General features: G+C 34.0%; 20 protein-coding genes. 15 read left to right on the top strand and 5 right to left on the bottom strand.

The annotated features are described in order from the left end of the window. The first annotated feature begins 41 nt into the window (after positions 1-41). Together L1S47_RS07445 and L1S47_RS07440 are read left to right on the top strand one after the other, a co-directional pair. On the top strand, positions 42-899 hold the full coding sequence (locus L1S47_RS07445; protein ID WP_238882923.1) for a chromosome condensation regulator: 858 nt from the start codon (positions 42-44) through the stop codon (positions 897-899). A 122-nt stretch (positions 900-1,021) separates the two neighbouring features. Further along, entirely contained in the window at positions 1,022-2,146 is a 1,125-nt protein-coding gene (locus tag L1S47_RS07440; protein WP_238882922.1) for a radical SAM protein, read from the top strand. Between the two features lie 77 nt (positions 2,147-2,223). Here L1S47_RS07440 and L1S47_RS07435 read toward each other — a convergent pair whose 3' ends face one another. Together L1S47_RS07435 and L1S47_RS07430 are read right to left on the bottom strand one after the other, a co-directional pair. After that, the gene (locus tag L1S47_RS07435; RefSeq protein WP_238882921.1) at positions 2,224-3,408 is read right to left on the bottom strand and encodes a hypothetical protein; all 1,185 of its coding nucleotides are present in this window, start codon (positions 3,406-3,408) and stop codon (positions 2,224-2,226) included. A 189-nt stretch (positions 3,409-3,597) separates the two neighbouring features. Next, complete coding sequence (locus L1S47_RS07430; protein ID WP_238882920.1) at positions 3,598-4,575, bottom strand: AraC family transcriptional regulator; 978 nt, start codon at positions 4,573-4,575, stop codon at positions 3,598-3,600. 230 nt (positions 4,576-4,805) lie between these two features. On the opposite strand from L1S47_RS07430, the gene L1S47_RS07425 reads away from it, so the two are divergent. From L1S47_RS07425 to ppsA, 4 genes are all read left to right on the top strand, one after another. Beyond that, positions 4,806-5,651 carry an SDR family oxidoreductase gene (locus L1S47_RS07425; RefSeq protein WP_238882919.1) on the top strand — a complete coding sequence of 282 codons (846 nt, stop codon included), beginning with the start codon at positions 4,806-4,808 and terminating at the stop codon, positions 5,649-5,651. 208 nt (positions 5,652-5,859) lie between these two features. After that, positions 5,860-6,003 carry a hypothetical protein gene (locus tag L1S47_RS07420; protein WP_238882918.1) on the top strand — a complete coding sequence of 48 codons (144 nt, stop codon included), beginning with the start codon at positions 5,860-5,862 and terminating at the stop codon, positions 6,001-6,003. A 65-nt stretch (positions 6,004-6,068) separates the two neighbouring features. Next, on the top strand, positions 6,069-7,406 hold the full coding sequence (locus L1S47_RS07415; RefSeq protein WP_238882917.1) for a sialidase family protein: 1,338 nt from the start codon (positions 6,069-6,071) through the stop codon (positions 7,404-7,406). A 225-nt stretch (positions 7,407-7,631) separates the two neighbouring features. Continuing rightward, the gene (gene ppsA, locus L1S47_RS07410) at positions 7,632-10,235 is read left to right on the top strand and encodes a phosphoenolpyruvate synthase (protein WP_238882915.1); all 2,604 of its coding nucleotides are present in this window, start codon (positions 7,632-7,634) and stop codon (positions 10,233-10,235) included. Positions 10,236-10,298: 63 nt separating this feature from the next. Here ppsA and L1S47_RS07405 read toward each other — a convergent pair whose 3' ends face one another. Then, the gene (locus L1S47_RS07405) at positions 10,299-11,231 is read right to left on the bottom strand and encodes a YafY family protein (protein ID WP_238882913.1); all 933 of its coding nucleotides are present in this window, start codon (positions 11,229-11,231) and stop codon (positions 10,299-10,301) included. A gap of 162 nt (positions 11,232-11,393) precedes the next feature. Between L1S47_RS07405 and L1S47_RS07400 the strand changes: the two genes are divergently transcribed. The 4 genes from L1S47_RS07400 (at position 11,394) to L1S47_RS07385 (ending at position 14,354) form a co-directional block, all read left to right on the top strand. Continuing rightward, positions 11,394-11,843, top strand: coding sequence for an SDR family oxidoreductase (locus L1S47_RS07400; protein WP_238882911.1), 450 nt, complete (start codon positions 11,394-11,396; stop codon positions 11,841-11,843). Positions 11,844-11,903: 60 nt separating this feature from the next. Further along, the gene (locus L1S47_RS07395; RefSeq protein ID WP_238882909.1) at positions 11,904-12,263 is read left to right on the top strand and encodes a hypothetical protein; all 360 of its coding nucleotides are present in this window, start codon (positions 11,904-11,906) and stop codon (positions 12,261-12,263) included. A gap of 493 nt (positions 12,264-12,756) precedes the next feature. Then, positions 12,757-13,641: a Virginiamycin B lyase gene (locus L1S47_RS07390; protein ID WP_238882908.1), complete on the top strand. Its 885-nt coding sequence runs from the start codon at positions 12,757-12,759 to the stop codon at positions 13,639-13,641. Positions 13,642-13,712: 71 nt separating this feature from the next. Continuing rightward, the gene (locus L1S47_RS07385) at positions 13,713-14,354 is read left to right on the top strand and encodes a Vat family streptogramin A O-acetyltransferase (protein ID WP_238882907.1); all 642 of its coding nucleotides are present in this window, start codon (positions 13,713-13,715) and stop codon (positions 14,352-14,354) included. Positions 14,355-14,499: 145 nt separating this feature from the next. Here the strand turns inward: L1S47_RS07385 and L1S47_RS07380 are convergent, their stop codons facing one another. Continuing rightward, a complete protein-coding gene (locus tag L1S47_RS07380) occupies positions 14,500-14,964 on the bottom strand; it encodes a phage tail protein (protein ID WP_238882906.1) in 465 nt (154 codons plus the stop codon). Positions 14,965-14,987: 23 nt separating this feature from the next. Then, positions 14,988-15,467, bottom strand: coding sequence for a GyrI-like domain-containing protein (locus tag L1S47_RS07375; protein WP_238882904.1), 480 nt, complete (start codon positions 15,465-15,467; stop codon positions 14,988-14,990). Between the two features lie 111 nt (positions 15,468-15,578). Here L1S47_RS07375 and L1S47_RS07370 point away from each other — a divergent pair, with 111 nt between their 5' ends. The 5 genes from L1S47_RS07370 (at position 15,579) to L1S47_RS07350 (ending at position 22,223) form a co-directional block, all read left to right on the top strand. Continuing rightward, a complete protein-coding gene (locus L1S47_RS07370) occupies positions 15,579-16,541 on the top strand; it encodes a YafY family protein (protein WP_238882902.1) in 963 nt (320 codons plus the stop codon). Positions 16,542-16,572: 31 nt separating this feature from the next. Next, entirely contained in the window at positions 16,573-17,130 is a 558-nt protein-coding gene (locus tag L1S47_RS07365) for a GNAT family N-acetyltransferase (RefSeq protein ID WP_238882901.1), read from the top strand. Positions 17,131-17,194: 64 nt separating this feature from the next. Next, positions 17,195-17,761: a DUF4256 domain-containing protein gene (locus L1S47_RS07360; RefSeq protein WP_238882899.1), complete on the top strand. Its 567-nt coding sequence runs from the start codon at positions 17,195-17,197 to the stop codon at positions 17,759-17,761. A gap of 398 nt (positions 17,762-18,159) precedes the next feature. Next, positions 18,160-18,960, top strand: coding sequence for an SDR family oxidoreductase (locus L1S47_RS07355; protein ID WP_238882898.1), 801 nt, complete (start codon positions 18,160-18,162; stop codon positions 18,958-18,960). A 185-nt stretch (positions 18,961-19,145) separates the two neighbouring features. Then, a complete protein-coding gene (locus tag L1S47_RS07350) occupies positions 19,146-22,223 on the top strand; it encodes an MMPL family transporter (RefSeq protein WP_238882897.1) in 3,078 nt (1,025 codons plus the stop codon). The last annotated feature ends 123 nt before the right edge of the window (positions 22,224-22,346 follow it).

Here is a 22,346-nt window from a genome sequence, read left to right as displayed (position 1 = left end):
ACATAACCCCTATGAGAGGGAAAATTTAAAGAGGTGTAATTATGGAGAATAAGAAAAATAGATATATAGGAAATAGAATATCTGCGGGTCGTCGTCATACAGTTGGCCTTAAATCAGATGGCACGGTGATATGTGTAGGTGATAATAAATGTGGACAATGCGATGTAAGTGAATGGAATAATATTGTGGAAGTTGAAGCTAGTAATGTTCATATGGCTACGAACACAGGAAATGCACATACAATCGGTCTTAAGTCTGACGGCACAGTGGTTGCTGTTGGCTGGAATAAGTATGACCAATGCGATGTAAGTAGTTGGCGAGATATTGAGGCAGTTACTACTGGTTGGCGTCGTACAATAGGTCTTAAATCGGATGGCACTGTAGTTGCAGTAGGGCGAAATAATGAAGGGCAATGTAATGTAAATGATTGGAGTGATATTGTGGCAGTTGCAGCAGGTGACTGGCATACTATAGGTCTTAAAGCTGATGGCAAAGTTACAGCAGTTGGGAATAATAGATATGGCCAATGTAATATAGGTGATTGGCACGACATAGTGGCAGTTGATGCTGGTTACCTTCATAACATTGGGCTTAAATCCGATGGTACACTGGTTGCTGTCGGGAGAAATAGTGAAGGTCAATGTGACATAAGTAATTGGAGCGATATAGTAGCCATCGCAGTGGGGAGTAGTCATACAATTGGTCTTAAATCTGATGGTACTGTGGAGGCCGTGGGGTGGAATGAGTATGGCCAGTGCAATGTAAGTGACTGGTGTGATATTGTTGCGGTTGCTGCAGGTTGTGCTCATACTGTAGGTATTAAATCAGATGGCACACTGGTTGCAGTAGGTGATAACGAATATGGCCAATGTGATGTAGGTGACTGGTGCTGCCTTTAAGTGTTGTATTTTATAGAAATTAATACGCCCTCTTGAAATAAATTGATTTATAGAGGCGCCAACTATATAATAAGTTGAGTAGTATGTGTTTGTATGTAGGCACTGCAAGAGGAGGATAATTTATGAAAATTTCAAAGAAAGATGCTTTAATGTGGTTTGAATTTTTTTCAATTCTACCAGAAGATGAGGAGCCGATGATAAAACAACAAGAAATCATTTATGCTACCTTTGCGCAAATTGAAGCAGCTATTGATCATAGAAATGAAATGTTAATGTCAGAAATTAAGAATTTAAAAACTTTAGAGAATAGAACATTTTTTGTAGGAGAGGAAAGTAATTTCCCAAGGGGATGTAGTTCTTGTCTATTTGGAACTGGTTTAAGTGCTATTAGAAAAACTAACAAATGTAATATAGAATGTAAGTTTTGCTACAACTATGGAGAACTAGATTTTATTCCTCCAATTGGTGAAGGTATGTGGCAAATTGGGGACACAAAATTTTATGAGAAGGATATTGATCTACTTCTTTCCATCCATAAAAAACCTACTGGTGTAGCTTACGTTTATTTAGAACCATTTATGGAAATTGAAAAATACTATTCCGTAGTAAAGAAATTTAGAGATGCTAAGATTCATCAACATTTATATACAAATGGTATTTTAGCTACAGAAGAGACACTTAAAGCATTAGGTGAAGCTGGTCTTGATGAGATACGTTTTAATCTTGGGGCTTCTAAGTGTTCAGACAAAGTTATTGAAAATATCAGAATAGCTAAAAAATATATTAAAAAAGTGGGTATTGAAACTCCAATGACGCCTGAGTTTTTTGAAGCCTTCTTTGAGAAAAAGCAAGCAATCTTAGATACTAAGCTAGATTTTATCAATTGTGCAGAGTTACATTTAAATGAGAATAACATAGATAATTATTATGGTGAAAATATGTACATCTCAAGACAGGGCTACATATCTCCAACTTGGAGTAGAGAGTTAACTCTAAAGTTTATGAAAATAGCTGATGAAGAAAAGTGGGATTTAGTAGTTCATGATTGTTCAAACCACACAAAATTTGCGAGAGATTTAAATCTAAGTAGCAAAGAGGGCAAGTGGTTCGGAGCAAGTAGTTATGGCTGTGAGTTTTCAAAAATTCCATATGAAGTATTCTTACCAATACTACGTGATGAAGAATTTAAATTTTTAAGTGAAGAAGAATTGCCTAGTGGATATAAACCTGGAGAGCTTATTTTCTAAAGGGGCTTTTCATTATAAAGTGAGGAATTTTAAATAAAATTCCTCACTTTTTTATTATTCTGTAAATATTCTAGGAATTAACAAGAGTATTTATTCATGTCATTTTTATTCTTGCAATCACAAGAACATGAATTAAAATAGAGAGGATCCACATATTTACCGCAAGGGTAGTATTCTCTCATGACTTCTGGTGGAACGATTTGACCCTCTGGTACATCTTTTGCTGTATAAGGGAAACTTGAGGATATCTGATTGTTTCTGTAGAAAAGGGTAAGTGGAACTAAAGGTAAATTACTGGCATCAACCCAAGTAAAACCATTTTCAGTCGTTACACAAGATGGACGTGAAGCGCCAAAACTTATAACAAGATTGACGTATCCCTTTCTATCTATAGTAGTCTGAAAGTCACCAAGGGTAGAAAGCCCTAATAAGCCCACTCGTGTTATAAAAGACATACTCCAGTATCGCATATCCTCATTTCCTAAGATGCCCATATTATGATAGGTGTTAGGAAATGTTGGAGCTTTCCAGCGAATAAATAGCAGCTTACCTGGATCCCTTTTAATTTGATAGGAGAGTATATAGACTGTATTTAGATCAGGTTGTAAAAGCCTTGTTGCTATGACACCTATACGACTCCAGATTAAATCACAGTTTTGTTCAGCTATATCATTACAACCTTGGAATAAAGAATCCTTGCTAAAAACATATGCTGGGTTTTGTAGATTCTTAGTTTGAGTAGTTTGAGCAAAAGTTTCGGAAAACATTGTATTTCTGCAATACTTTTTCGCAGCACAGTAAGTGATTTTAGGAAGTCCAACACCACCTGTCTTATCATAGCCAATGCTAGGAACATAAATTCGAATTCCAATAAATCCAATTTTATTGGGTGTGCCATCTTTTAAAGTTCCTGCATAAAAGGTGTTGTTTCCTGCCTCTGGAACAAAATGTTCGGAGCCTTGAGGTGGGGGATTAGAACTGATTTTTATAGTGTAATTACGATTTTCTGCATTCCAATTAGCACCGGGTAAAAAGGGATTAGTACTTCCGGGATCAGGAATCAACGCTTTATCAGGAGCAGTAGCTATTACATTGTCCAGTTGACCAGCTAAAGTAAAAGACATATATCTTGCATATGGAAATTGCCCTTTGATAACAATCTCAATATCGGGATTCACTTCATATGGAAATATATGGTAAGTTGCATTGAAGTCGCCCAACATTAATAAAGAATTACTAGGTTGGTTAATCCATTTTTGCATAAAAAACACTCCTCAAAATAATATCTTTTTGCTATATAATATGTAAAGAATGAGGGTTTGTGATTCTAGAGAAGATGACAATATAAAAAAGCCGCCAATAAGGCAGCTTTTTTGAATATGTATTTCTGAACAAACAGATTCCAAGTCATATTAAAATTATATAAGTTATACGGGGAACCAGAATCAACGTTATATAATACCTTCTATTGCTCCCGATATATAACTTTTTCGTAAAGTTCTTATATCTTTAAGCGGCGGTTGTCCAAAAAGCCGCTTATATTCCCTAGTAAATTGAGATGAGCTTTCATAACCAACTTCCATAGCTGCAGTAGTGGCATCCATCGAATCACTTAACATAAGGCGCCTTGCCTCACGAAGTCGAAGTTCCTTCTGATACTGTATCGGTCCCATAGATGTTACTGACTTAAACTTATGATGAAGTCCTGAAACACTCATGTTATTTTTTTTTGCTAAATCCTCCACTGTAAAAGCTCGAGTATAATTTTCTCTTATCCATTCTATTACTTTACCGACTCCATCTGATTGCTGATAAATGAGTATTTGTTGATAAAATAAATATCCATAATCTCCAGTTAAAAGATGATAAAGCATTTCATATTTAATAAGCTTTGCTAAAAAGTAAGCGTCTTTTGGCCTATCAAGCAGATTAAGAAGCCTTATAAATAATTCTAGAAGTTCTTCATCAGATTTTCTTACAAATAATCCTAAAGAAAGATTTTTATTTTTTGTATTAAAGTTAATATTTGCATCCATTACCACAGCGGCAACTTCACTTGCAGTAAAATTAATGCAAAGACTGATATTTGGGAATTCTTTTGAAGCACCTTCCACTTGTATAAATGTAGGTATATCGATTATAGAAGCTATAAAGTCTCCTGTATTAAAATAAAAAGGTTCCTTTCCTAAATGAAACTCCTTTGTCCCTTGAAGCATAATTCCGAATCCAGGCTTCATAATACCTGGAGTTAAGGGGATATCTTGGGTATGTCTGCTAATACGTAAGAATGGTATGATCGTTTCAGTAATTCCTTCTAATTTAGTAATTTTCTCTGTCAGTTCTATCAAAGTGTACAATGACTTTTGCTTGATCGAGTTACAGTCATTATCTAATAAATTTTTTTCAAAAAGTTCCTTTTGTTCTAACATTATTTTCTCACCCCATTTCGCACTAACTGTATGATGATATTTACTTCAATTATTATACCTATTGTATCAATTAACAAGATATTTTTCATCTGTACTTTTTAACAAATTTGCAGGATTGAGCAACTTTTATGCATTATCGTTATATTATATTTTTGCTTTACATGTGATAATATCATCAGTTAGATTTTAAATCTAAACTGCTAAGGTTTAATGTAAGGAGGTATATAGTAATGAAGAAAAGAACCTGGTTTATTACAGGTATTAACAGTGGTTTTGGAAGACATATGGCTGAACAGCTCCTTGAAAAAGGTGATAAGGTTGCTGGTACTGTACGCAATATGAATTCAGTGGATGATCTTAAGGAAAAATACGGAGATCTTTTATGGGTATCTCATTTAGATGTTACTGATATAACAGAAATTTATGAGGTTGTGGACAAAGCTTTTCAGCAACTTGGAATGATTGATGTTATTATCAGTAATGCTGGTTATGGTCTCTTTGGTGCAGCGGAGGAATTGACAAATGATCAAGTTATTCATCAGATAAATACAAATCTCATGGGACCTATCCAATTAATACGAGCAGCCTTACCCCATTTGCGAACTCAAAATAGTGGACGAATTATACAACTTTCCAGCGTAGCCGGTCAAGTTGCATCAGCAGGAGGTTCTTTATATAATGCAACGAAGTGGGGGATTGAAGGCTTTATTGAAGCATTAATGCAAGAATTGGCACCTTTTAACATTGGTCTTACACTTGTGGAACCAGGTGGAGCTAGAACAAATTTTAGCAAAGTTAGCTTGAAATTAGGTCCTAAGTTAGATGCTTATGAAATTTCCCCAGCATCATATGTAAGGCGTGCTTTGGAAAGTAATGCAATCGTACCGTTAGGAGATCCTATGAAGATGGTAAAAATCATAATTGATAGCGTCGATCAGCATCCAGCTCCTAAGAGAATTATTCTAGGAAGCGACTCATATAACGCAATTCGTCAGGCACTCTTAAGTCGTATTGAGGAACTAGAATCACAGAAAGAGCAGGCCTTTTCCACTGACTTCACTAATAATAAAAAATAGGCTTATACTCAAGGATTTGAAGATTTTTAAGTAAATATTGAAGTATATTTTATATTCCCGGAGACTTTGGTTTTCGGGAATTTTACTTTAGAGCACTACCTTTTTAGTTAATACTGGTATAATTAAATTAAGTATTTATAGCTAATTTTAGTAGAATAGGTACCCAAAGGCACTGAGAATACTAGGTAAAAGTAGGAGAGTGGTAAAATTGGAGTGGAATGAAAAAGCTGAGATATTCATTATCTGTATTTATATAGTAATTCCAATATTGGTATCAGTACTCGTGCTAACTGGATTAATTATAGTATTAAGGAATTTTATAAAATCTAGAAGAGAGAGAAAGAAAAAATAAATGTCTGTATTTCATTAGGCTAGAGTATAATTATAATTGATACAGTTCTTAAGGAGAATAGATACGTGTTTATAGATAATATTAAAGAACAAAAAAAGAAAATATTTAAGATAGGGGCAATGATTTTTATAATTACTTTAATTCTATTTGCTTGCTATTTCGGTTATTATAAATACCAGCAAAGTAAGATTAAGTTTCAATCACCAGAAGGCTTCCAAGTTGAAGTTAATACCAAGGATCTTACTATAGTGGGGGAAAAGTGGCTTGAAGCATATACGGAGCAATACAGAGGGAAATATGTGCCGAAAGATCAAAAGTTAATGGAGTATTCTATTGATAGTATTGAGATTAAAGAAACTAATGTAATTCAAGTTGACTTTTCTGTTGTCACAAAGAAGATAGATGATAGGAGTGCCTATAGCTGGAATGGGGTATTAGAGAAAAATAAAGTTAAAGTTCAATGGGTTTTATGGTTTAATGAAGCAACAAACTCAGATGGAACTATAACATATACAGTAAATAAATTGCAAAGACCAGCTGGATATGATTTAGAAAGATACCAAGTTAGTGGTGTGAAAGAAAGTGACGAGTATAGAAATGAACACGAAGCCGAAGTTCCCTATGAAGATAAGCAGTATACCTATAAGATAGAAAATAGAATTTTATATATAAGCTATGACAAGGGAAGTTCATGGAGAAAAGTCCCAATTCCACTAGAAACCTTGGTAGCAGTTGGAGATGGAAGACCTTATTCCAATAAGTTGCAGGAAAAAAGCTATGTAATAACTCCCGAGAAAACTGCCTTTGTCTATGGAGGAACTAGGGAAAATCCGCTTATGATGATTCACTCAGAGGATAGTGGAATCACTTGGAAAACATCTGAAATAAGTAAAACCATAGATAGTGCAAGGGTGAGATTTTGTAGTTTCCCAACTGATACAGTAGGTTATGTTATTGCAACAAACGGAAGGACTATGTCTCAAGAAGGGCAAATAATCTATAAAACAACAAATGGAGGCGACACATGGAAAGAGGTGGGGGATGGTCCTAGCACCTGGCTTTTGCAGTCAGCAGGTTTTATAGATGAAAATATAGGCTTTATGTGTTATCCAAAGGTGGAAGGAGCAGTGACAAATTTTTATAGAACACAAGATGGAGGTAGAACTTTCGAGCCAATAAAGCTACCTGTTCATAGCGAAGAATGGAATGGTGTCGCCCTCGAACCTTTTATTCAACCAGAGACTCCTTATATTGAAAATGGACAATTGTTTCTTTTTGTAGGACAGGGGGAACAAGGTGATTTCAAAGGTGGGAATGTTATGGCAAAATATAAATCAGAGGATAGGGGAGCAACTTGGAGTTTTGTGGAATTGGTGGAACCACCATCTAAAGAAATAGGGTAATGAAAGTAAATATTTTATATTCCCTCAGACTAAAAGGTTTGGGGGAATTTTGATTTAAGGAGTGTGAAATTTGCAGTTAACTATTCCTCCCAGTTTAATTATATCATATGCAATTTTTAAATAACAGGCTTATAATTTCTTCTTATTTGGGATAGTATAGGAGCAGATATCACTTCACAGAGAACTGCGTAGACCATACCTATAATAGTAGGAAGGAGAATATGTATGAATTCATATGTGCTTAGCTTTAAGGAAATTGATAAAACAAAGCTATTCCTGGCGGGAGGTAAAGGAGCAAACCTAGGGGAATTATCCAAAGTTAAAGGAATTCTAGTCCCAGAAGGGTTTTGTGTTACTACAGAAGCTTATAAAAAAGTGACTGAAAATAATCAGGAGCTTAACGGGTTATTAGATGAATTATCTCAGCTTAAAATAAAAGATAGAGAAAAGATTAAAGAAATTAGTAGGAAAGTTCGCATGGTTATAGAAGAAACATCTATTCCTAGGGAGTTAGTAGAAGAGATAGAAAGTTATCTCACAAAGTTTGGAGAAGGTGATGCTTATGCCGTGCGTTCTAGTGCAACAGCAGAAGACTTACCAATGGCATCCTTTGCAGGCCAGCAGGATACGTATTTGAATATTATCGGAAAAGGTGAAATTTTAAAGCATATAAGTAAGTGCTGGGCATCGCTATTTACTGAAAGAGCAGTAACTTATCGCATCCAAAATAGTTTCGATCATAGTAAAGTTCAACTGTCTGTAGTTGTTCAGAAGATGGTTTTCCCAAAGGCTTCAGGAATTTTATTTACTGCTGATCCAGTAACTTCTAATAGGAAGGTTATATCTATCGATGCCAGCTTTGGACTTGGTGAGGCATTGGTTTCAGGACTAGTGAATGCTGATAATTATAAAGTGAGCAACGGCCGCATTATTGATAAGAAGGTATCCACTAAGAAGTTAGGGATTTATGCCTTAAAGGATGGTGGTACAGAAGAGCAGGAGATTGAACCTGAGAAGCAAAATATGCAAGTGTTAACTGATGAACAGATTTTACAGCTGGAGTGCATGGGTAGAAAATTAGAAGAATACTTTGGGAATCCGCAAGACATAGAATGGTGTTTGGCTCAAGATACATTTTATATAGTTCAAAGTCGTCCAATAACTACTTTATATCCTATCCCTGAAGCAAAGGATAAGGAAAAACATGTTTACTTATCTGTTGGTCATCAACAAATGATGACAGACCCCTTGAAACCATTGGGAATGTCCATATATGAGTTAATATCTATGGGACATAGGTTTAAAGCAGGAGGAAGAATGTTTGTTGATGTTACTCAAATGCTAGCCGCACCTGAGAGTAGAGAAATTTTATTAAATAATATGGGACAGCATGATCCACTTATGAAAGATGCACTTGCTACCATAATAGAGCGAGACTATATAAAATCTATACCCAATGATAAAGAAAAACAGAATCCTGGTAAAAGTGTTCCACCTTCAGATTCAAATACGCAAATGGAAAGTAATCCAGAGATCGTTTCAGAGTTGATTAGAAGTACTCAAGAGTCTATAGAAGAATTAAAGAAAAACATCCAAACCAAATCAGGATTGGATTTATTTAATTTTATTCTAGAAGATATTAATGAATTAAAGAAGATTTTATTTAATCCACAAAGTACAGCTGTATTTATGGCTGCAATAAATGCTTCATATTGGATTAATGAAAAAATGAATGAGTGGTTAGGCGAAAAAAACGTAGCAGACATACTTTCTCAATCTGTACCAAACAACATTACTTCAGAAATGGGACTGGCGCTAATGGATGTAGCGGATGTGATTCGCCCATACCCAGAAATAATTAATTATTTAGAGAATGAAAAGAATGATAACTTTTTAGATGAATTGGCTAAGTTTAATGGTGGATGGGAAACTAAAGAAGCAATCTTATCGTATCTAAACAAATACGGAATGCGATGCAGTGGCGAAATCGATATTACTAAACCTCGATGGAGTGAAAAACCAATTATCTTAGTTCCTATGATTCTTAATAATATAAAAAACTTTGAGCCAAATGCTGGCAGTAGAAAATTTGAGCAAGGAAGGCAGGAAGCCTTAAAAAAAGAACAAGAGTTATTAGAAAGATTGAAAGAATTACCTGATGGTGAACAAAAGGTAAAAGAGACAAAACGAATGATTGACTTAATCAGAAACTTCATAGGTTATCGTGAGTATCCAAAGTATGGTATGGTAAGTCGTTTCTTCATCTATAAGAAGGCTTTACTTAATGAAGCTGAACAGCTCTTCCATAAGGGAATTATTCATAAAAAAGAAGATATATATTATCTAACTTTTGATGAGTTTCAGGAAGTGGTACACACGAGTAAATTAGATTACAATATTATAAATATTCGAAAAGACGAGTTCAAATTATATGAAAGACTAACTCCTCCAAGAGTTATTACCTCTGATGGTGAAATCGGTATAGGTAAGTATAAACTAGTAAACATACCAGAGGGTACTATGGCAGGTCTACCTGTTTCTTCTGGGGTTATAGAGGGAAGAGCACGTGTCATTTTAAATATGGAAGAGGCTGATTTAGAAGAGGGAGATATATTAGTTACAGCCTTTACTGATCCTAGTTGGACACCACTTTTTGTAGCTATAAAAGGTCTAGTAACCGAAGTTGGTGGTCTTATGACTCATGGGGCTGTTATAGCACGTGAATATGGCTTACCAGCGGTTGTTGGAGTAGAAAATGCTACTAAGCTGATAAAAGATGGGCAGAGAATTCGAGTACATGGAACAGAAGGGTATGTAGAAATTCTATAATGAGAAGATGTTACTTCTACCTAGGGATATAAATAAAAAATCCTCGTAATTGCGGGGATTTTTTCATTTATAATGATTAAGTATATTAAGTGCTCGTTGTTTAATATTTTCTACAATTTCTTTGGGCTCAATTACATTTGCATTTACACCAAGTTGAAAGAAGTAATTAGAGACAAATTCAATCTCGCTTATATCAATTTTAGTATCAATATAACCATTGTCTGGACTAGATAAAACAATATGAGGCTCTAACCAGGATTCACTTCGACATTGACGTAAGCCTTCTCTTGTTAGCTTAACATATAATCGAATGGGAATCTTAATTGTGTGATTATTAATCCAATCTGCTAAGCTTACTGAAACATCATGAATTGTTTTGGAGTTTTCCAAGGATAAGATTCTATCAACCCGAAATAAACGAATTGCTTTATTTCCCAAGTCGAAAGCAGGCATATACCAAAGTCCATTATTTGCGTACACTCCAAGTGGTTTGACTTTTTTGACTTTATTTTCTGATTTTGATACATATTCTATGATTAATATGTGATTTTCTACGGAAGCTTCAATTATTTCAGTCAAAAATGGAGAAGAGACACTTCTCTTCTGATTGCAAAAAGATAGGACTGATTCTAGACGATCCACTTTGTATTTGGTATCATCCGGAAGGCTAATATATAATTTTCTGGAGGCTGAATCAATATTTACATCAAAAGGTAGCGACTTATAATATTTGAGTGATTGAAATGCAAAAAAGATTGCGAATGCTTCGTTCTCGTCAAATATAACAGGTGGAAGAATCCTGTTTTTTAGTATACGATAACCTCCATTTCTACCTTGCTCAGTATATAAAGGAACGCCCAAATCACTGAGTTCCATCAAATACCTATGTGCAGTTCTGACAGAGATATTGAATTCATATGCAATATCTTGAGCAGTGAAGTGTCTTTTAGTATTTACGTACATAATCAGTTCGAATAACAATTTTGTTTTTGTCATAAAGTTCCTCCATGAGAATAGCTAAATGAAAATGAAATTTAAATTAACATGACAACTATTGTCATGTTTTTAATTTATACTAGTCTTAACAGGAAGTCAAGCAAAGTAAGGCTTATCTGATATTAAGAATTATAATTAAAAATTAGTAATTAGGAGGGTAACATGAATATAATATTAGGGGCATCAGGACAGATTGGTTCAATGCTTGTGGACAAACTTATAAGCAAAGGTCAGCCAGTAAGAGCTGTCATTAGGAATAATTTTAAAGCGCAAGAATTAAAAGACAAGGGTGTAGAGGTTGTTATTGCAAATTATTTTGATTTACAAGATCTAAAAGAAGCTTTTCACGGAGGGAATAAGGTTTTTCTTTTAACACCTGAAAATCCTGGGTGTGATAATTTTTTAAAGGAAACGCAAATGATTTTAAATAACTATAGACAAGCTATTTCATCATCAAATATTACTAAAATAGTGGGATTATCATCTAATGGAGCACAGCATGAATCAGGAACAGGAAATCTAATAGCATCCTATATGTTGGAGCATACATTCTCTGATTTTGATAATATTGAACAAATTTATGTTCGACCTTCTTATTATTTTAGCAATTGACTTGGACAGCTAGAATCCATTAAAGAATATGGAATACTTACGACATTTTTTTCGCCTAAAATGAAGGTTCCTATGATTGCTCCAGCAGATGTGGCGGAGTTCTTATCAGATATAATGATTTGTAAAAATCCACAACAGAGAATATATGAGATAACTGGGCCAAGAGCGTATAGCTCAGAGGATATTGCAAAAGTATTTGAAGGTATATTAAAAAGAAATGTTAGTTTGAATCAAGTATTGCCTGAAGAGCTAGAAGGTACATTACTACAAATAGGATTCTCAAAAGATGGAGCAAAAAATTTTGAGCTTATGACTAGGGCAGTTATTGATGGAAGAACTAAAAATGAAACAACTAATCCAGTATGTTTATCTACAGATTTTGAAGGGTATTTAAAAGGTATGTATAATAGTACAATTTAATTAATAGTTTATAGTAACAGGCTCATAAATCATGAACTGTTACTGTTATGTAGAAATCCTCTAATGAGAAGATCGTTATTTTCCTGCTTTGGCATCTTCAAATAAGAAAGTAATTGATAGTATACTTGACTTGTATTATTTAAAAGACATATAATCTAAATGCATTAAGAAATAATATATCATGAGGTGATTAGTTAAAATGATTATATAATTTTATCCAAGTTATAGAAATTAAAGTAGTATAGATAGAACTTGGCATATTCGTAATTGTATGGATATGTTAGCTTGTGTTTGACTAAACTACTATAAGTTTTGGATAGAATTATAATTGTGTCATATTTAACTTATATTTATAGATTACTCATAAACTGTTCTTAATTTAGAATAGTTATTTTGTGTTAAATTTATATATGATGATGATTATAACCTTTCCGAAACTTTATAGTTAGGAAAGGTTTTTTTGTTTTGATAATCATGAAAGGATGATGAATAGATGAATATAAAGATAAATGAGTATAACCTACCAATGGAGAAATCAGGTCCATATGGAATTACAGTAGGATTCGATAAAGCAATGTGGTTTACACAAAATTCAGGTAACAGAATAGGAAGAATATCGATAATAGGTGAAATAATGGAATATACAGTTCCGACTTTAGATGCAGGAATTTCGATTATAGCAAGTGGAACTGACGGAAATCTATGGTTTACAGAGTATAAGGCTAATAAGATAGGCAAAATTACAATGGAAGGGAAAATTACAGAATATGATATTCCTACTTTAAATGCAGGTCCATATGGAATAGCATTAGGATCAGATGGGGCAATGTGGTTTACTGAGATTACTGGTAATAAGATTGGAAGGATTACAGAGCGTGGGGAGATTACAGAATATGATTTACCTGTTCAAGGATCATTTCCTTCAATGATTATAATGGGACCTGATAAAGCACTTTGGTTTACAGAGAATCAAGGTAACAAAATAGGTAAAATCACCTTGTCTGGGGAAATAACAGAGTTTTATATTCCAACGAAAGCATCTGGACCAGTAGGAATTTGTACAGATAGTGATAATGCTATTTGGTTTGTTGAAATAATGGGTAACAAAATAGGGAGAATTACAACATCAGGTGAAATTTTTGAATATAACATACCCACAGAAAATGCTAAACCACACGCAATAGTACCTGGTATAGATGGAGAACTGTGGTTTACTGAATGGGGAAGTAATCAAATTGGAAGGATTACATCAAGCGGGAAAATCGTAGAGTATGAAATTCCTACACCAGGTTCAGAACCACATGGCCTTGTGCTTGGATCAGATGGAGCAATATGGTTTGCTGAAGAGTCAAATAAAATTGGGCAATTAATTTACTAAAAGCCCAATAATTCATATATATAGATGTGAACTGATTATGCAAAAAGAAAGCAAAAAGGAGGTAGTATTCCATGCTAGGACCAGATAAGAGACAACTTTATCCCAATACTAATATAAAGACAGTTTGTTATATAAGTAATCTACCTAAAAAACCTAATGTTGAGATTGGAGAATATACTTATTATAGTGATAACAAAAAATCTCCTGAGAGGTTTTATGATAACATAGAGCACCACTACGAATTTTTGGGGGATAAACTTATAATAGGCAAGTTTTGTGCAATAGCAGAAGGTGTTAGATTTATCATGAATGGAGCAAACCACAGAATGGATGGGATTACAAGTTATCCCTTTAACATTTTTGGAGGTGGTTGGGAAAAAGTTACTCCAACGATAGAACAGCTTCCGTTTAAGGGTGATACTTTAATCGGCAATGATGTGTGGATAGGTCAAAATGTAACTATAATGCCAGGAATAAAGATTGGTGACGGAGCAATAATTGCTGCCAATTCAACTGTAGTGAAAAATGTTGAGCCTTATACTATTTATGGCGGCAATCCAGCTAAGTATATTAAAAGTCGTTTTAGTGATGAAAAAATTGAATTTTTACTAAAACTTCAATGGTGGAATTGGGATGAAGAGAAGATATTTAACAATCTTGAAAAGCTAGTATCAGAATATGGCTTAGATCAATTAATTATAGAATATATGTAAACTATAATCACTTCATAGTTTAGGAAGAATGTAGTGTTAATAGGGAGAAAATAACTTATAGTGCCAGACTCATAATTTATGAGCCTGGCACTATTATGTAGAAATAAAAAATTGATTGATACTTTAGCTAGTGGAAAAGGTTATTTTAGTATTCTCCTTTAATTATAAAAAATGAACCTCTAATTGTTCCAGCTAGTTTTGATTTTTGTCTAGCAAATTTAAATTTTCCTTCTAGTTCCTTTGGTACATCCATACCCTCAGAAAGCTTCAAGCCTACGGCACGCTTCTTAGGATCATCAACAGTATACATAACGTTAATTGAAAGACCATCCTCATAAAAAACATAGGTAAATTTGATATTTTCTACTTGAAAACGTGATGTTTCTAAGGGTTTAGCTGAGAACTCAATGTCACGTTCTTTTTTCAAAATTTGGTTCACATAATCAAGAGTATCTTGGCTTTCGCTAGCAGGTACAACTGTAAATTCATGTTTGTATTTGTTCATAAAGTAGCGAGCCTCATTAGCACGTAGCCCAGCAAGTGCATCAGTTACAGGTGAAGACTCTAAACCAACTGTAGACACATTTTTAAAATCAACTGCATAAGACATATTTATGCCTCCTTTATAATTATTTATTTTCTAACAACCGGAACCCATATTTCTCCTAAGATTAAGCCATTTTGATGTCCTATCTCAACCATTGCATTTGGCCCTCCAACATAGGCAAAATTCTTTGCTTCGGGTAATACTTGACCAAAGGCGATACCAGTAAGTTTGTTATTCAATTCATCGGAAGTATTTCCTTCACCTTTAACAACAAGGTATTCCCCTTTAGGAAATTGGATAGCTCGAGTTTCTTCTGATATTGAAGCATTCGTCATGACTCCAACATAATACATCAATTTGTTATTAACTGCTTCGTTCACAGTAAATACGTAGTCATTTATTGCAATTGCGTTTAAAGATTCAAGTCTTCCATCTTCGCTGACTAATTTCCAAAAGTCTGACTTTTCCTTGTTTAATCCAGCAAAGTCTGTGTAATGACTTTTAAGTTCAGTTCCAACCCCCAAAACTATAAAACCTTCTTTTTCTTCTATTATATAATCTGCCATATTTCAAACCTTCCTTTTCTTATAATTAATCAAATGAAATTGTAATATTCACTTGATGAGTATATAATAATCTTAAATTATGTCAAAAAGTGATACTGTTTAGGAGGCTTTATGAAAAAAGTTGAACGGATTAATATAATCATGAGATATATCAACAACCGTGGACACTTTACAATTTCTGAAATCATGCAAGAATTTAACATATCTCGTTCTACAGCTATTAGAGATATCAAAGAAATTGAGGAAATGGGGATGCCACTTGTAGCCGAAGTTGGAAGGGATGGAGGATATTTTGTTATGCAAAACTCTGTTCTTCCAGTCGTTCGATTTAATAATAATGAAGTTAAGGCCCTCTTTATTGCCTTTATGGCAACAAGAAATCAACAGCTACCATATCTAAAGAGCCGTCAATCCTTAGCTGAAAAACTACTAGGGCTTATTTCAGAAAGTCAGCAAGAGGATCTTGTACTCTTAAATCAAATATTACTTTTTGAAGGGACTAACCCCTATAACCCCGACTTACTTAATCTCTCAGATCTTCCACATCCCATACTGGAAAAACTAATTCAAATCCTTCTTTTGGACAGCTACTTATTAATTACCGTAAATGAAGAGGATATAGTAAAGTCTTATGAAATTTATCTCTTGCACCTTTATCATGAAAAGGGTATTTGGCTAATTGAGGGTTTTGATTTAAAGGAAGAGAAGAAACAGATTTTCCCTGTGGATCATCTAATGGATGTGAAATCTTATAAGGAGAAAAAAAGATTAAGTAAGAAAAAGATTTTAGAAAAGCTACATAAACAGGAAGAAGTAATTAACCTTATAATTGAATTAGGTCCGAAAGCCATTTCCCAGTTTAAAAAATACCACCCGTTAACCGTTTCAATATCCTATACTAATCCTTACCAAACTACTGGAATTCTAAAGACCTTTATTGATATTAATAAGTCTGAAGAATTGGGTGAAATAACAAATTGGCTACTTTTTTTAGGTGATGATATTAAGGTAAGAGAAGTGCCAGAAGAAGTATTAGAAGTTATACAGGAGAGATTATGTTTATATTTCTCATAAGTAGTCAAACTATTAATTGGAGGCTAAAATAATGAATTTCAATGAAATGAATATTTCAACAGAAAGATTAATATTAAGAGGACTTAGAATTTCTGATGCAGAAGCAATATTTAAATATCGCTCAAATCCACGAATATTTAAATTTCAGAACTGGAAACCAAAAACACTTGAGGAAGTAACAGAGTTTATTAATGAAAAAATTGCTAAGACTCCTAATGTTCCTGGTACATGGTATCAACTTGGTATTTTACTTAAAGAAGCTGATGAGTTAATAGGGGATATAGGTGTTCATTTTATAGATAATTTACAGGTTGAAATAGGATTTACTCTATCTCTTGAATATCAGGGTAAAGGGTATGCAACAGAAGCTATTATTGGTGCAATAAATTATTTGTTTAATGATTTAAAAAAACATAGAATAATTGCTTCAGTTGACCCGAAAAATATAAAGTCTATAGCGCTGATTGAAAGAATTAAAATGAGAAAAGAAGGCCATTTTAAAAAAAGCTTTTGGTTTAATAATGAATGGGCAGACGATGTAATTTACGCAATTTTAGAAGAAGAATGGATTGATCAAAAGAAAACTTAGTGGGTGTATTTGAAAAAGCATGATTTATAAGAATTTGAAAGCTTAGTTACGAGGAGGTTTAATTTTGGAAAATGAAAAAAAGGAGTTGTTACCAGAACAACGAGAGGAATTAATCAAAACATTAAAATCACGTTTTGAGAAAAACACGAATCGTCATGAAGGGCTTCAATGGGATAGTGTAGAAGAAAAACTAGAAGCCAATATTGAAAAAATGTGGTCACTTAATCAAATGGAAGTAACAGGTGGTGAACCAGATGTTATTGGGTATGATGAGAAATCAGGGGAATACATATTTTATGATTGTTCATCAGAAAGTCCTAAAGGTCGAAGAAGTGTATGTTACGATCCTGAAGCGTTAGAGTCAAGGAAAGAACATAAGCCTAAAAATAGTGCTATTGGTATGGCAGATGACATGGGTATTGAAATTTTAACAGAAGAACAGTATAGGGAGCTGCAGAAACTTGGAAATTTTGATATGAAAACATCAAACTGGGTGAAAACACCTTCTGATATTAGAAAGCTCGGTGGTGCCATCTTTACTGATTTTCGTTATGATAATGTATTTGTATATCATAATGGTGCAGAGTCGTATTATGGTTCCAGAGGGTTCCGTGGCTCGATTAGGGTTTAAATCTTTTACCTTTATATATGAAACAGAATGGATGAGATGTTGAGAAGTTGCGTAAGCAAATATAAGTACAGGAATAATTAAAGTGAAAATGTCTCAAATTTTAATAAGTAATCTGAAGTTTCTGGTCAAAATACACTATAATTCTATATTTGTTTTATTAAATAAAAAGAACCTATTGAAATAACCTTTTTGGTTTATCCATTTCATAGGTTCTTTTTTATATTGAGTTGCCTAAAAGTACAGTAACTTTTGCCCTAAGGTACAATAGGAAGTCATTTATACAGATTATATACTAGTATTATTAAAAAGCAGCAAGTGCAAAAACGCAATTGCGAGATATGTAGATATACAAATAATATATTTTTATGTGTAAAAAGAAATGCAAGGAGGAAATTGATATGAAAGTACTAAATAAAAACATAGTTGTTACTGGTGGGGGAAATGGTGTAGGAAGAGAATTAACACTCAATCTACTATCAAAAGGGGCAAGGGTTGTTGCTGTTGATGTCAATGATGCAGCGCTTCAAGAAACTTTTAGGCTTTCAGGTGAGAACCAAAACTTGTTAACTAGGATTGTAGACATTACAAATAAAGAATTTGTAATTAATTTCTCAAAGGAAATTATTTCAACCATGGGGCATATTGATGGAGTTATAAATAATGCAGGTATAATTCAGCCATTTATACAATTGAAGGATTTAAATTTTGAGCAAATTGATAGAGTAATGGATGTTAACTTTAATGGAACTCTATATATGACAAAGGCATTTTTAAATCATTTACTAGAAAGGCACGAGGGACACATTGTGAATATTGCTAGCATGGGCGGATTCCTTCCAGTTCCAGGCCAAAGTTCATATGGAGCATCAAAGGCTGCAGTAAAGTTGATGACAGAAAGTTTATATTCAGAATTATTAGGAACGAATGTACATGTTTCTCTTGTTTTTCCTGGAGCTATGGCAACAAATATTAAACAAAACTCACAGGCTTCAACTAAGAGCTTTGAAGAAGAAAATAAAAGTTCAAAAATGTTACTTTCTTCGTCATCAGCAGCTGAATTAATAATCCGTGGGATGGAAAAGAATAAGTACCGTTTCTGTATAGGAAAGGACTCAAAAGCTATGAACTTTATGTATAGTTTTAGTCCTGTATTTGCAACTCGATTAATCAAACGTGTTATGGGTTCAAGAGAGCACTGATACGGACTAGGCATTTTTAAATAATATTAGATATATCAATCATATAGTTTGAATTAATATTTTGCCTAAAGGTACAGTGCTTTTTGCCCAAAGGTACAATTGTTGTAGATATAGGTGAGATGTAACATGAAAATGTAGCCATTAACGGTTATGAAAAATATATGTAGTAAAGGAGGAATAATTAGATGAGAAAAATAATTAAAGGCCGTTGGGCTATATTCGCAGTATGGCTTATAGCAACTATATTGCTTTCAGCATTTCAGCCAGATATAAATGCAATACTGAGACAGAGGGGTACACAGGCTTTAGGAAATGATAGCCCCTCAGTAATTGCAGATTCCATTGTAAGTAAGATGGATGGTGCTAAGGGTGCCAGTGATCTCATAGTTTTTTATGACAAGAATAAGATTTCTGATGAGGAAATGGATAAAATAAGTGATGGTGTAAAAGCACTCGCAGAAAGCGGATTTGAATTGGGTATATCAGATATGATAGATCCTTTCAGTATGCCAGATGCAAAAAGTTCATTGATTTCAAAAGATGGTACAACTCTTATGGTGAGTTTCAAGCTTGATAAGGGAAAAAGAGAAGTAGCTGATATTAAAAAAGAATTTGATAGCAAGCTCACTAATGTAAAGTCTGAATACTACATAAGCGGCCAAGACTTTATCAATGACGATTATCAAAGATCAGCAGAATCAGGAGTAGAGAAAAGTGCTTCATTGACAGTCATATTTATCCTTGTAGTACTTGTTTTAATGTTCAGATCTGTAATTACCCCTGTGATATCTCTTATAGCAGTAGCTTTCTCATATATGTGTTCCATGGGAATTGCAGCGCAACTAATAGACAAAGCCAATTTCCCATTGACTAGTCTTACTCAGATGCTGCTGATACTTATACTCTTTGGTATAGGAACTGACTATAATATACTTCTATTTAACAGATTTAAAGAAGAACTATCGCATGGATTAGACATAGATGATGCTATAGTGAACACATATAAAACAGCAGGTAAAACTATTACCTACAGTATACTTACTGTTTTTATAGCTTTTCTTAGTCTTATATTTACTGAATCACCAATTTATAGGTCAGGTATTGTTGTTGTAATAGGTGTAATAGTACTACTTCTAGAAATTTTAACACTAACACCTTTTATGATGAAGCTACTTGGTAAAAAACTTTTCTGGCCATCAAAAAAAATTGGGGGTCATGGTGAAAACAAGTTTTGGGGTAAAACTTCTTCATTTGCAACAAAGCATCCTGTTTTAGCAGTTATAGCTATACTGCTAGTAATATTACCAACTATATATTTTCATGAACAAAAGCTTAATTTTGATACCATTGGAGAACTTGGAGATAAGTATCCATCCACAAAAGCAATTTCGCTGATTTCTGAGCACTTTGGTAAAGGTCAGGCTATGCCAGTTACAGTGGCAATTGAGAATAATAAAGCCATGGATAACAATGAATCTCTTGCGATAATTGACAACCTCACAGAAAAAGTAAAAAAAATCAATGGAGTCACTCAGGTATCATCAGTAACACAACCTCAAGCAAAGCAAATAGATGGGTTTTACATTAGTGGTCAAATGCCTTCAGTTACTGACGGTATGGCAAAAACCCAGGATGGTGTTAATCAGATAAATAACGGTTTGGAGATTGCCTCTGATAAGCTTGGTTCAGCCGACTTTTCTCAGGTAAGTAAGATGGTTGACGGTACTGCAAAGCTGCAGGATGGTATAGCTGCCTTGAGTGGTGGATTGACACAAATACAGAACGGACTAACTAGTAGTTCCAGCAGTTCACAAAGTATAGAGAGCGGAATAGCTACCATTCAAACAAATCTCTCGAAGATGAGCAGTGGAATAAATACCCTAGCTGACAATTATGGAAAGATACAGATTGGTTATTCACAGATGGGTACAGGATACCAACAGGTAGCAGAGACACTACTGGGTGTTAAAGGAACTTTAGTTCAGATGCAGGGAATGATGAATGCATTAGGTAGTAGTTATTCAAACTCCCAAACTGATTCCAATTATCAGACGTTAAAAGTGGCCATTGATCAATTAGTAAATCAATTAAGCCAAATCACACCGGAGAGAATACAAACATTAAATGATAACTATAATGCAGCAACTGCAGGTTTTGATAATACAAACAAGGCCTTGACAAGCATGGGAAGTGGTTTAACGCAGATGGCTGATGGTTTGAAGCAACTTCAGGATGGAATAGGTAAGGCTTCTAATGGAATAGGCACAATAGTTACCAATATGAACAATGTAGCTAGTGGACTAGGTCAGATGAAATCAGGTCAACAGCAATTGGTGGATGGTCTTAATGGATTCAGCACCTTTGGAAAGAAGCTTTCAGATGTAAACACTGGGTTAATGCAAATTTCAGGTGGATTGGGACAGACTAAAGATTTTCTTTCACAATTTAACAGTAATAAGACCTTCTTTATACCAAAGGAAGCATTGACTAATGATGATTTTAAGAAAGCTTTAGATATGATGATGTCTAAGGATAGAACCATTACTAAGATGACTGTAGTTCTAGATGCTGATCCTTATTCAGATAAAGCTCAAGATATAGTAAAGAAGATAAATGAGACTGTATCCAGTGGACTTAAAGGTACAGTACTTTCAGATGCAAAGTTTGGAGCATCAGGACCTAGTGCTACAACTTTTGATATGAATAATGTATTAGGCAATGACTTAAATAGAGCGACAGTAATAGTACTTATAGGGGTATTTCTTATATTGTTGCTTGTGATAAGATCCTTTTGGGAACCAGTGGTAATAACTGCATCACTTATGGGATCATACTATGCAGCCATGTATATATTAAACTTTATCTTTTTGAATATAAAAGGACTTGAAGGTATTTCCTCATTTGTCCCATTCTTTTCCTTCATCATAATAGTAGCATTAGGAGTGGACTATAGTATATTCCTAATGATGAGACTTAAGGAATACCATCATATGCCATCAAAGGAAGCAATAATCCTAGCCTCAAAGCATATAGGTGGTGTAATAATGTCTGCAGTTATAATACTTGGTGGAACCTTTGCAACACTTATGCCTTCTGGATTAGTGCTTCTCTCAGAGTTGGCTGTGGCTGTAATTGCAGGACTAGTAGTACTTTGTTTCATATTGCTTCCAGTGTTTCTGCCTGCAATGATTACGCTTCCAGGTACTATAAAAAATATGTTTTCAAGTAAGGAAGATTTGAAAAAGGAAGATAAGGTTGCATAAACCTAAAACCTAAGTATATCTCAGAAGAAATATATAATCCAAGGAACATTAGGGCTAGTGAATTTATAGCTGAAAAGCTAGTTTTCACTAGCTTTTATTGTAAGTTAAAGTGAAGCGTTTTGC

It is taken from the genome of Clostridium sp. YIM B02551 (assembly GCF_022324735.1).
Classification (GTDB): Bacteria; Bacillota; Clostridia; order Clostridiales; family Clostridiaceae; genus Clostridium_T; species Clostridium_T paridis.
The sequence above is the reverse complement of the archived record's forward strand: the minus strand, read 5'-3'. Positions and strand labels throughout refer to the sequence as shown.

Bases quoted from the DNA above. Each gene is read 5' to 3' on its own strand.
- L1S47_RS07445 (WP_238882923.1), top strand. From the start codon at position 42: ATGGAGAATAAGAAAAATAGATATATAGGAAATAGAATATCTGCGGGT.
- L1S47_RS07440 (WP_238882922.1), top strand. From the start codon at position 1,022: ATGAAAATTTCAAAGAAAGATGCTTTAATGTGGTTTGAATTTTTTTCA.
- L1S47_RS07435 (WP_238882921.1), bottom strand. From the start codon at position 3,408: ATGCAAAAATGGATTAACCAACCTAGTAATTCTTTATTAATGTTGGGC.
- L1S47_RS07430 (WP_238882920.1), bottom strand. From the start codon at position 4,575: ATGTTAGAACAAAAGGAACTTTTTGAAAAAAATTTATTAGATAATGAC.
- L1S47_RS07425 (WP_238882919.1), top strand. From the start codon at position 4,806: ATGAAGAAAAGAACCTGGTTTATTACAGGTATTAACAGTGGTTTTGGA.
- ppsA (WP_238882915.1), top strand. From the start codon at position 7,632: ATGAATTCATATGTGCTTAGCTTTAAGGAAATTGATAAAACAAAGCTA.
- L1S47_RS07405 (WP_238882913.1), bottom strand. From the start codon at position 11,231: ATGACAAAAACAAAATTGTTATTCGAACTGATTATGTACGTAAATACT.
- L1S47_RS07400 (WP_238882911.1), top strand. From the start codon at position 11,394: ATGAATATAATATTAGGGGCATCAGGACAGATTGGTTCAATGCTTGTG.
- L1S47_RS07395 (WP_238882909.1), top strand. From the start codon at position 11,904: ATGAAGGTTCCTATGATTGCTCCAGCAGATGTGGCGGAGTTCTTATCA.
- L1S47_RS07390 (WP_238882908.1), top strand. From the start codon at position 12,757: ATGAATATAAAGATAAATGAGTATAACCTACCAATGGAGAAATCAGGT.
- L1S47_RS07385 (WP_238882907.1), top strand. From the start codon at position 13,713: ATGCTAGGACCAGATAAGAGACAACTTTATCCCAATACTAATATAAAG.
- L1S47_RS07380 (WP_238882906.1), bottom strand. From the start codon at position 14,964: ATGTCTTATGCAGTTGATTTTAAAAATGTGTCTACAGTTGGTTTAGAG.
- L1S47_RS07375 (WP_238882904.1), bottom strand. From the start codon at position 15,467: ATGGCAGATTATATAATAGAAGAAAAAGAAGGTTTTATAGTTTTGGGG.
- L1S47_RS07370 (WP_238882902.1), top strand. From the start codon at position 15,579: ATGAAAAAAGTTGAACGGATTAATATAATCATGAGATATATCAACAAC.
- L1S47_RS07365 (WP_238882901.1), top strand. From the start codon at position 16,573: ATGAATTTCAATGAAATGAATATTTCAACAGAAAGATTAATATTAAGA.
- L1S47_RS07355 (WP_238882898.1), top strand. From the start codon at position 18,160: ATGAAAGTACTAAATAAAAACATAGTTGTTACTGGTGGGGGAAATGGT.
- L1S47_RS07350 (WP_238882897.1), top strand. From the start codon at position 19,146: ATGAGAAAAATAATTAAAGGCCGTTGGGCTATATTCGCAGTATGGCTT.